Origin of the sequence: Bradyrhizobium sp. AS23.2, from assembly GCF_001908185.1 — a bacterium.
Taxonomy (GTDB): domain Bacteria; phylum Pseudomonadota; class Alphaproteobacteria; order Rhizobiales; family Xanthobacteraceae; genus Bradyrhizobium.
The window spans coordinates 1-9974 of sequence record NZ_LGHM01000195.1 but is presented as its reverse complement, the minus strand read 5'-3'; the positions used below and the strand labels follow the sequence as shown (position 1 = coordinate 9974).

Sequence of the window (9974 nt, the reverse complement as noted above, 5' to 3'; positions counted from 1 at the left end):
TAAGCAATTATCGGTTCTGCATGCGGCCCTTCAAGCTCACCACAAGCCCGTTGTCCACGTCACGAGGGCCGCGTAACATTCATTCCGGCAACGTCGGCCCGACGTAGTTCAACAGCAGTCGGGACATTCCCCGTCGAGGTGCCGCAATCCTTAGTGTTGGATTGAGCTTGTTGTGCCATGTCCAACCGGCATCTGCACGGGGAGAGGAAACGACGTACGAACCAACGCGTCACCGCCCCTTAGTAGAAGAGGTTTGTGTGCGCAATCTTACGGCGGAAAACGATACGTATATTTTCGTCCCGGATGCTGGTGGATACCGTTCCACGGGAGCCTTCTCCACTGGCCAGACTGCATGCATTGACGTGCGCGGTCTGGCCGGGGATATCGAGTCGAATTTTCCCCTCGTCTGAAAGACGTGGACGTGCCGGTTGTGATTTGCCCCCTCCCGCGGCCGCGTCTCTACAAACGGCGGAGGCTTATTTACGTTGGCTCGGGTACAACGCCGAATTTCAAATGTGAGTTGCAAACGCCCCGGACTAGCCTCGCCAGGGGCCGTTTCCCGGCCACGCGGGCCGACAAAGCGCCGCGTGGTGGGCACGTCGGCGCGGTCTCTGCTTGGCCAAGAATGCGCGACCGCGATCCTAATCAGCGGCAGCGATGACGGCTGCTACGGAAGACTATGTACTCATTCCGCCGATCTCATCGAGGCCATCCGACAGGGGGTTTAAACCCGAACAATGCAGGGATCACCAAGGACCACATCGCGCGTACCATTGAAATCCGGAGTGCGTGTCACGCGTAGCTTGCCGTTGTGTTGTTTCGAACAGGTCGAAGGGAGGGGCTCTCCGCAGAAGCTCCAATGTCAGCTTTGCAACAACAGTGAGTCACGCTGGGTGAGCGCTTATCCAACTGCACATGCATGCAGTTTTGCGTTTAGGCAGCGCTGGCACGCTCGTTGCAAAACTGTTGGCGAAGAGCCTCACCGCAACGGTATGGGCTATAAGTGGAGACTGAGACCGTGCACAACTGGATGACTTTTCCGCCGGCAACTCTCACCCGTCAAACAAAATGGAGGGTCGAGAACGAGACGCGGCTAGTGTTGAAGCTGAGTGCTTCGACGCTCCACCAGGGGGTTTGGACCTTCCGCCCCGAGTCGGTGATCCGCCCCGGCCAGACGGTTACGTTCACCGCCCGCTCCTCGGCGCCTTTTGGCGGCGTCCGGGGAAAGGTGAGCTACGAGAGCGATGCTGGCGAGTTTACCTTCTGCTTCGAAAATCCGGGGCTTTTTGGTAGCATCAACGGAACTGTGGACTACGCGATCGATGCTGGCGAGTTCACCTTTACCTGGAAGAATCCGGCCTTTCGCTCGCCTGATTTCCAGGTAGGGGAACCAGCAGGCTATGAGGTCCTCACGGACGATCGCTCAGAGATCGACCAAGTTCTCACCAGCCGGATCGTTAAGCTCTCCGACGACGACTGACGAGCTGGGACAAAAAGCGCGTGACGCCGCAGCGCCGGCGTGACGCGGAGCTTTCGCGGGTGTTAACAGCGCCCGCGAGAAGTTCGTCAAGATCATGGGGCGGTCGCGGCAGCAGCTATCCCAGTCGCACGCATACGGCATCTGGGTTGAGCCTCAGCGGCCGGCGGACATCGACTACTGCGCCAAGTCGACGCGACGGTTCGGTACCGTTCTTCAGGAAATACGGGAGGTTCTCTGATGGACATCTATGACGACGCCGGTGCACCGAGACCTACCATCGAGGACCTTAAGGCCTCGATCGAGCCCGGGGGCGGCCGCGGCACCATTGGCCCCATCACCGTCGGCCCCATCACCATCAGCGGCAAAAACGGCGTCGGCGACCACGGCCGCCGCTAGTTCATGATGGACTCACTGCCGCACCGACAAAGAGAAGAGGGCCCGCCGCTCACCCCGGCGGGCCCGGTAGGCCGCGCCCTCCGAATCACCGGCCTACAAGCATGGCAGCCGATCGGAGAGATACACTTACCAGCGATGGTCTGGCCGGCCTGGGCAAGAAAGGTTTCGAGCCCTTCGAGGCTTGCCAGGGTGGCACCGGCGAGGCTGATCGAGAGAGTTCAGACGTTCACAACTGAAAGAAATGAAATGTACCAGAACACGACGCATGGACGAGGTCCCATTCGTCCCATCCAGCGATTATCCGCAGCCGCGGCATGTTGGCTCGTGCTGGCCGGAACGGCATTCGCGACGGACCGGCCCGCCAAAGACACGCAGGCCGAGGACTCGCCGCCGGTGCCGGTTTGCGATGCGCTCACGCTCTACGGCAGCGCTGTCAACTCCGGACTCTGCAAGCGCCTCAGCACGAGCGAGCTTTGGGTCTGCGAGTTGACGCAGAACAATCCCGACATTCATATGACCTTCAACAAAGAGTTCGGGCTGCACCTCACGGTCAGGCTACCGAAGCGGAGCTGCGAAGGGAAATCAGAACTGACCGGCAACTGGAATGAGAGGGATGGTCATACTCTGAAGCTCGCGAAAGGGCAGCTCCCGAAGGCCTGTGAGGTGAATCTGCAGAATTATGCCGCTCGCCTGAATGCGACAACTCGCTTGAACGGGGCGGGAGGCTACAGCGCCTGCATGACTGCGTTCCAAACGGCCCGCAGCAGAGACCGAATCTCAGGTCAAGAAGAGTCATTTTATATCGATTTGTGCAAGCAGAACAACTGTCCCTGATTGGGAATCAGCCTGCTTTCAAGCATTCCGGGAGCTAAGCGCGGGGAGCGGCTTTGATTGTCTTCGATTTGGCTCGCCGTGGGAGACCAAGACGGAGTGAGCTCGTCGACATTCGACTGCTCTCGCTTGGTGCGAGCGCCTACATCAATGGCGCCCGCACAATCGGTAATGCAGGTTAGAGCAGACGACGCGGTCGTGTTCTAATCCACGCTCTCGTATGTCGCGAAAATGACATTCGCGAACTACAACACCATGCAAGTAACGTCAGCCGTCGTTTCCAGATGATGCACGCCGTGCCCTCGTGAGGTGATATTTGAGGTGAACTTCTTTGATCGACTGCAACGGTTCGCTCATTGCAAGTGGTGCCCGTCGGACCGGCGGATCTCGGACGGGCAGCCTTCGGAGCTATGGAGCCGGACTAGACGTTATATCGACGGTCGCGTTGGCGAGGGCTACTGCCCGGAATTCGTTGAATAACCGCTATGTTCGTTTCGCGCGGTAACCAAATGCGGCTGTGTTTTGGCAGGAGGCCAGATACAATTAGCTGCGGGGATGCGTGGTTTTTGCCCTAGAACTGAATGCAAGTACCGTCATAAGTGCATAAGGGCACCGGACATCTTTGTTTCCCGGGCCCGGGCTGCAAGGCTGATGGATTCGTTGGCTGGACGTACGACCAAAGGTCTCACTCCAGACGTCGTCACCGGATAAGGCCTCACTGGCAGCTAGGACATGGAGTGGAATGTGGTGCGCCTCGGCGTTAGCGTTGGGGCCATGGTGCTCGATCTTTGGCGCGTGAGTGCGATGCTTACCGGGCATGGACACATTTCCAGGTCCGCGACAATCATCTGCTGCGCTCGACAACCGACCATCTGAGATCAGCGAGGCAGTGGTGGCGGCTGTTTACAGATCGAAGGAAGTTCTGCCTATTTGATAAGCGATAAGTGTGGCCCCGGCGTGGGCGCCGCTATTGGGCCACACAGACGCCATGACATAGTGAGCGAATTTATCATCGCGTCAGCGAAAAGCGTATCACCGGCCGTGCTACTGTGACGCCAGAAAGCCCCCGACCTTTTCAGTTCAAATTAATCAATTCGCGGTGCGGGGGCTTCGCCTGTGCGACTACTTTACTTTACATCCATAACAGCCATGACAGGAGTTCTGCATTGTCAGTGCGGCGAGACGAGTTAGGATGGTTGAATTCCTCTCACCCTGCGCGGCCAGAGTGAGAACCTTCTCGGCGAGGCAAGCCTTCAATGAGGATGTTCGCTTCGCTTCAGGCACCATTTGGATGGCATCCTCCGGAGCTTCTCTCAGCACAGCATGCAGTTTGGCTTGAGAAGGTTGGATGTAACATGGCGCAAAATCCTCAAAGAGTTTTAATCTAACGGTAAGGGCCCAGCATGCCCCAGCCTCCTGATGGTATCAAAACGTTTGGGAACGATGATGCGTTCTTGAGGCGGCAGTCAGTGGCTCAGCTGCGCTCAAAACGAATACAATGACTAGGACGCGTTCAATATGACAGTAGAGCTTCATAAACAGCGAAATTCTTGTTCTGATCATTGGTCGGCGATCTTGATAGGAAACGCGACCGCAAAGTCGCGCGCCTTAAGCATTGCCGTAGGCATTCTGCCGTGGTGACGTTCAGATTAAGCTGAAGTGACGCCTGTGCTACGCGGCGTCGTCTTCGAACCGTTTACCTTGCGATGCAACTTGCTCTCGGCGCCCTGCAACGCCGTGTACAGATCACTGTAATCGAGATGTTCGCCGATCACCATCAGATGGATATCGCTCGCGCGCGTCCGAGCCTTTCGCGACTGAACCGAAGACAAACTCCGCTTGTATTATGTCGGGGTGGGGTCGCAGAGCGCTTCCAATACTATTCCACGGTCTTCAGGACAATGCTCTTCGGTTCGCCGAAGACCAGGGAATCGGGATTGGTCTGGTAATGTCGTTGATTGCCGATCCATTGAACCGAGACCAGGCCGCTTCCTTGCAGCCGGCGCAACTCACGACCGCCCGTTCCGGAGTTGACAGCGCGCGCATTGCCAAGCTCCCTGTCCAAGGCTTTCTCCTCACTGCGGAGTAGGGTCATGCTTCCGGGCCATGGGGTTGTGAACGCAAAGCCAGGGGCATTCCAAGCGCCGAGACAAAAACCGCGACGGCCCCAAGCCACTGTGCTGCGGTCAGCGTCTCCCGAAGAAAGATAGATGCGAAAATCGATGCAAACACGGGAACGAGTGGTAGCAACAGAGCGGCGGTCGCGCTCATTCGCCGCAGCGCAATCCCGTAGAGGAGGAAGGAGATCGAAAAGAGCAGCAATCCGGATCCGACCACCGGAACAATATCTCCGATGACCGCAGAGAGCATCGGCAATGGACGAACGCAAATCCACGCAAATACGACCACTGCAAACGCAACGATCTGGGTCGCCGTCGTCAGGCGCAGTGCATCCACGCTTTGCGACATCACACGGACCGCTATGTTGTAGAGCGAGGCAAATAGCACGCCGGCAAGTACGAGAGCGACCCCCAGTCCCGGCGTTGCGGAAGGATCAGAGCCAGAGGTCCAGCTCAAAAAGCCAACCCCGGCAAAAGCCAACAAACATAGGAAGACGATCGCACGGTTAGGGACCTCGCCAAGCATCAACCACGCAAGGAGTATGACCATCGGCAGTTCAACCGCGCAGACCATCGCCTCCACTGATGCCGGCAGCATCGATAGCCCGAAGATCGACAGACCATACGCAAGCGCCGGCTGCAGGATGCCGGGAAGGCCAGAACGCCAATCGCTCAAGAGAGGCGGCGCACCTGACAAGACCGATAGTATGGTCAGGCTTGCAGCACTCACTGCCAACTGCCCTGTCAGAAGCGAGAGCGGTTCGATGCAGCAGAGTGCGGCCTTGGACAGAACGCTGCCGATGCTCCAGCTGACCGTTGCGAGTGTTCCGCAAAGAAGAGGTAGGAAAAGCGGGTGGCTCTCGCTCAAACTTATCGGTCCCTTCGTCGCTGCGATCAGAGTAGGTTCTCGGCAAAGCAGGTTTGAATTCTTGGATCGCGATCTGCCGTTGTCGGATCGCATATCGAAGCTTGAGCTCTGGTCGCTTTACCCAAGGGCGAACCCGAAATCGCCTGTCGCATCTGTTGCTTTTTATTCGTCTCGAAGATTGGTCGTTCCGCACCGCTGGCGAAACGGCCTGGTCGGAGTAACCGCAACACCCTCGCGATGATCGTACATGCGTTCTCGATCGCATGAAACAAGCGAAAGAGCTATCGATTCATACCACGAATGGGCAGGCTGCGGCATCCTATGGGCTAGAAGACGGATCGGATCAAGCTGCCGTTCCTGACGTCGAAGCGTCTGGATCCGGATGCGTAGCGCTCTCGCAGCTACTAGCCGGATCGCGCGACGGGTACGGGGACAGCCTCTTGGGTTGATTTCGCTACCTACGCGCTGCTTCCGATCCTGCAGATGCTCATTGGGGAGGACACTATGCGACAACGAGGCGTCGGCGCTGAGGGCAGGCCTTGCCAAAGGACCCTTCAATGGCCCGCGTCAACGCGTTTCGCAAGTTTCGGATGCTGGAAAACTGATCCGGTAAGCTACTCCATGCCTCTGTCCGAAACCACACTGTAAGTAGGTCGCCAGAATGTCTGCATACGAGACAGTGGGCCGAGAAATTGCGACCAAATGCCTCTTGTTCGCACTGGCCCAAACCATGCAGTGGCTACCCGTGAGAAAGCAGAATGGGAGGCGCCTTAGTTGCAACCAGCTCATCGAGATAACGTCGTGCCCTGAGAATACATCGACCGGGGCGGGGCGAGTCGATGATCTCTCTTAGGTCATGACGTGGCTGAGATGCGCATCCGCAAACCTAGATGCGTACGCTCACGCCAGGCGGGCATCTGGTACTCGCGCCTGCGCGTGATGCCGCTCGAACGCTTTGCGTCATGCCGCGGATGCAGAGATGGTTCAGGAAGCGCTGACGAAGCGTCGATCGTTCGCGGGCGTCTGCTTGCTCGCTGCTTGCGGCAGCGACGGTCTGCAGATCGAATTGTCAGGGGGTAACATGGAGGCACTATGCGCATCTGCGGTATCAAGCTGACGCATGACGGATCAATCGCTCTTGTCGAGGACGGACGACTTGTTTTTTGCGTCGAGCAGGAGAAGCGTGACAACAATCCGCGATATCAAAGCATCGACAATCTCGATGCAGTTGTCGTCGCCTTGGCGGAGCAGGGGCCTGGATGCGTCGGATGTTGATCAGTTCGTCCTCGATGGCTGGTGGGGAGAGGGGGAGTCGGAATTCCAGGTCCTCAGTGGGGCTACGCCGATCACTCTCAAAGGTGCGCCGTATATTGAAAGTCATGCCAATGGCCTGCTAACCTCGCGCGACGGCACTGGTCTGCTACTGGCCGGCAAATCCTTTCCCTACAGAAGCTATCCGCACGTCACGGGTTCCATGAGGAAGGATAGCTCCTTGCTTGAACAGATTTCAGCGCGCAGGATCTCCGCAAGAGACGAACCGGCGGATCGATTAAGATCATTGGCGAGGACAGATGGGGATTGGTCTTGCATGCCGATTCCTTGTCATGACCGGCCTATTTGTCGACTGGCGTATTTCTCAAGCAATAGGTGACATGCTGCATTATCTAGATCAATTACGAGGGTGGGTAGTTGACCGGGCCATAAACCTGCTTCGTCTCTGACCGCTCAAGAATTGCGGGTACGCTTAGTCAATCATTTGGGTGATGGCTTAGATCGACAGCGCGCCGTGCGACGGTGGATGCGGCGATAGGAGTTGAGCACATGAATGATCGATCCTGATTTTGTTCGCGCGAGCAGACACGGTGGCATAACGGCAATGGCGGCTCAGTTCTCAGAGCTAGAAAAGAACGTCTGGTAGTAGGCAATGATGTTGATTCTTAACCTATCTGGCCCGCCCGCTCTCCATGTCCAGTATTGCTGCTCGGCTCCTACGATGATCTGACCATTGGGAACTCCAAGGCGGCTCAGATCGTATGTCACGACCATGAAATTTACAGTCCAAAATGTCGGATTCTGTCCCATATAGAGTTGATTGGCGACTCTGGTTCTGCCTGCATTTGGCAATTGATTGTTAATGAGGCTATTTACCGTCCCACCCACATAGACAATCCCAACGTCTGCCAGCGCCGATCTACGGCCGCTTTTGTCCTGATCAATCGTATCGGCAGGACCAGGTATAACGAGCCACATACCTTTTTCACGGAGATTTTCGAACTTTGCGAAGGGGGCCTCCTTCTTTCGAATCTTGTTCATAACAACCTCATTCGCACTGTCGCGCTTCGGGAGGCATAGTGCGAGCTAGTGCCTAGCTATCGCTGAAGCGCGTTGCTCGCGAAGCTGTTTCTTGATGTATCCTCCTTTTGGTAAGCTCATTGGGGATGTCGTTTCTTCTTGAGCACGTCAAAAGTGTGTGCCAGCGCCGAATCGGCAATAAGACTTGTTGCTAGCAAGAGGGCGATTGCAAGTTCTCGTTTCGTCGAACGTGGACGAAAGCTCACAACGAGCCCCGCAGCCGATCCTGATAGGGCCGACATCGCTACGGCAGAACAACCGTGAATAGTGAACTCCGCATCCGTTTTTCTTGCCTTCAACGGATTGTGCTCCAGCCTGATCGATTTTGTGTCGTTTTGGCGCATGTGAAGGGCCAGGGCGGCACTTGAGAGGAAGCTATCCAAGCGATCTCTCTCAGCGAGGTGCCTAGCTTGGAGAGCATCGAGCCCGCCATGAAACTGGTTGGCGACGTGCGTGCCGGTCGCGGGCTGTTTTCTTGCGGTCCTGGCTCGTGGAGCTAATGGCGAGGGGCGAGGCCGCTCCTTGTTGTATCCGCTACTAATGCGCCGCGAACCGCCCCATTTTATTCCAGCATTGAGCGAGGAGTTCGGTTATGCGTAGCATCCTAGCCGAAGAAGGCAGCTTGTTCGGGAAGGCGGGTAACCTCCGGAAGAATGGCTCGCCACATACGTCGCGCTGCTTCAAGCGTCGGCCTTGGACGCCCCGCGATCGTGTCAGAACGAAAGCAATTGGTTTCGATAAAAGTCGAGATCGTACCTCGATCGAATTTGGTAGAGCCAGGTGCGAAGTCTGAAAATCCATAAGATCCGCTGGCGCGGCGCGATCTATAGTGCATCCTGAGTCCCTTGACGTGTGATCCGCGCGGCGTTTGTACGCAATCATTGCCATGTGTCCGTCCTCGCCACCAATCGCCAGGGTGGGTAGTTGACTGGTTCGGGACGGTGACCTGCGGAGATGTTGCTCTTGGGCCGCTCGGGAAATCTCGGGCCAGCTAGACGAACTTTGGCGACACGCAACTGGCGTAAGCGCAGTTTTTCTGCGCTCGCATCGCCGCTCAAAAGCGTCAAGGCCAAGACCGTCGGCCTCTTTATCTCAAATCATGGCTCGGAATGCCCTCGAAGCTGCTTGGGGAAGAACTCAATCAACCCGCGGAAAATGCGAGGTCGTGTTTGCTGAACACGAGAACTATGCTCGTGGTCGCGCTGTGATGTAGGAGGCGGTGATGGCCAAAATTCTCTTGTTTTCGCTTCTCACAAGTGACCTTGCAGGAGCTGGCGAAGGTGCCGAGAACGATCTTGTCGAAGGTCGTCGTTGGCTGCAGCCCTCAAACATCGTGAAGGATTACGCTATCGAGAAAACAAATGCGGGCCAACGGCCAGGAGGCGCGATGGAGGTGATGGATCAAGCGACCATTTTGGCCTTGCTGCCGATCTTGCATAGCTCGTCTGAACCTCCTCCGAATTGATGGACACCTGTAGTAGGCTCGAAGAGCCAGGAGGTGTCGGATGGAAGGGCGTCAACGTCGGTCGTTTGCGAAGGACTACAAGCGGCAAGCGGTTGATCTCAGAGCGTCGAGCGGGCGCTCGATCGGATCTGTGGCCAAGGAGCTTGGTCTGCGCGATTCCGTGCTGCGGCGGTGGGTGGAGCAGCGAGCGGTCCGGCTGGAGCCGACGGCGGCGACGCGGCGCTCCACAACGCAGGCGACGCTGCCGTCGGCGGACCACGCGGCAGAGATCGCGCGTTTGCAGCGAGAGAACGAGCGGCTGCGCATGGAGCGCGACATTTTAAAAAAAGTCGATCGCGATCTTTGCTGGAACACGGACATGAGATTCCGCTTCATCGAAGATCGCCGCGCCGATTATCCGGTGACGCTCCTGTGCGACGTGCTCGGTGTCTCGCCGGCCGGCTATTATGCCTGGCGCTCGCG

Annotated in this window: 9 protein-coding genes and 1 pseudogene; 6 read left to right on the top strand and 4 right to left on the bottom strand. The window is 57.1% G+C overall.

Translation table 11 applies throughout. From position 1 onward, the window contains the following. The first annotated feature begins 1018 nt into the window (after positions 1 to 1018). The 3 genes from AC630_RS35675 to AC630_RS35670 all read left to right on the top strand — a co-directional run bounded on the left by AC630_RS35675 (position 1019) and on the right by AC630_RS35670 (position 2710). The gene (locus AC630_RS35675) at positions 1019 to 1480 is read left to right on the top strand and encodes a hypothetical protein (protein ID WP_143198568.1); all 462 of its coding nucleotides are present in this window, start codon (positions 1019 to 1021) and stop codon (positions 1478 to 1480) included. 237 nt (positions 1481 to 1717) lie between these two features. Then, a complete protein-coding gene (locus tag AC630_RS45890; RefSeq protein WP_167561344.1) occupies positions 1718 to 1876 on the top strand; it encodes a hypothetical protein in 159 nt (52 codons plus the stop codon). A 246-nt stretch (positions 1877 to 2122) separates the two neighbouring features. Continuing rightward, positions 2123 to 2710: a hypothetical protein gene (locus AC630_RS35670; RefSeq protein ID WP_143198567.1), complete on the top strand. Its 588-nt coding sequence runs from the start codon at positions 2123 to 2125 to the stop codon at positions 2708 to 2710. Positions 2711 to 4586: 1876 nt separating this feature from the next. On the opposite strand, the gene AC630_RS35665 is transcribed toward AC630_RS35670, so the two are convergent. Then, positions 4587 to 4772: a hypothetical protein gene (locus tag AC630_RS35665; RefSeq protein WP_143198566.1), complete on the bottom strand. Its 186-nt coding sequence runs from the start codon at positions 4770 to 4772 to the stop codon at positions 4587 to 4589. 26 nt (positions 4773 to 4798) lie between these two features. Then, on the bottom strand, positions 4799 to 5695 hold the full coding sequence (locus AC630_RS35660; RefSeq protein WP_074123088.1) for a DMT family transporter: 897 nt from the start codon (positions 5693 to 5695) through the stop codon (positions 4799 to 4801). 1092 nt (positions 5696 to 6787) lie between these two features. Here AC630_RS35660 and AC630_RS35655 point away from each other — a divergent pair. Beyond that, a pseudogene (locus tag AC630_RS35655) lies at positions 6788 to 7166 on the top strand (carbamoyltransferase N-terminal domain-containing protein); the annotation flags it as partial. Positions 7167 to 7579: 413 nt separating this feature from the next. Here AC630_RS35655 and AC630_RS35650 read toward each other — a convergent pair. Continuing rightward, positions 7580 to 8008 (bottom strand): hypothetical protein, encoded by a 429-nt coding sequence (locus AC630_RS35650; RefSeq protein ID WP_074123087.1) that lies wholly within the window; start codon positions 8006 to 8008, stop codon positions 7580 to 7582. Between the two features lie 116 nt (positions 8009 to 8124). Then, positions 8125 to 8430 carry a hypothetical protein gene (locus AC630_RS44630; RefSeq protein ID WP_143198565.1) on the bottom strand — a complete coding sequence of 102 codons (306 nt, stop codon included), beginning with the start codon at positions 8428 to 8430 and terminating at the stop codon, positions 8125 to 8127. A gap of 839 nt (positions 8431 to 9269) precedes the next feature. Here AC630_RS44630 and AC630_RS35645 point away from each other — a divergent pair. Then, entirely contained in the window at positions 9270 to 9512 is a 243-nt protein-coding gene (locus AC630_RS35645) for a hypothetical protein (RefSeq protein ID WP_074123086.1), read from the top strand. A gap of 40 nt (positions 9513 to 9552) precedes the next feature. Continuing rightward, positions 9553 to 9974, top strand: a 422-nt coding sequence (locus AC630_RS35640; protein WP_143198564.1) for a transposase, incomplete at its 3' end; no start/stop codon positions are given.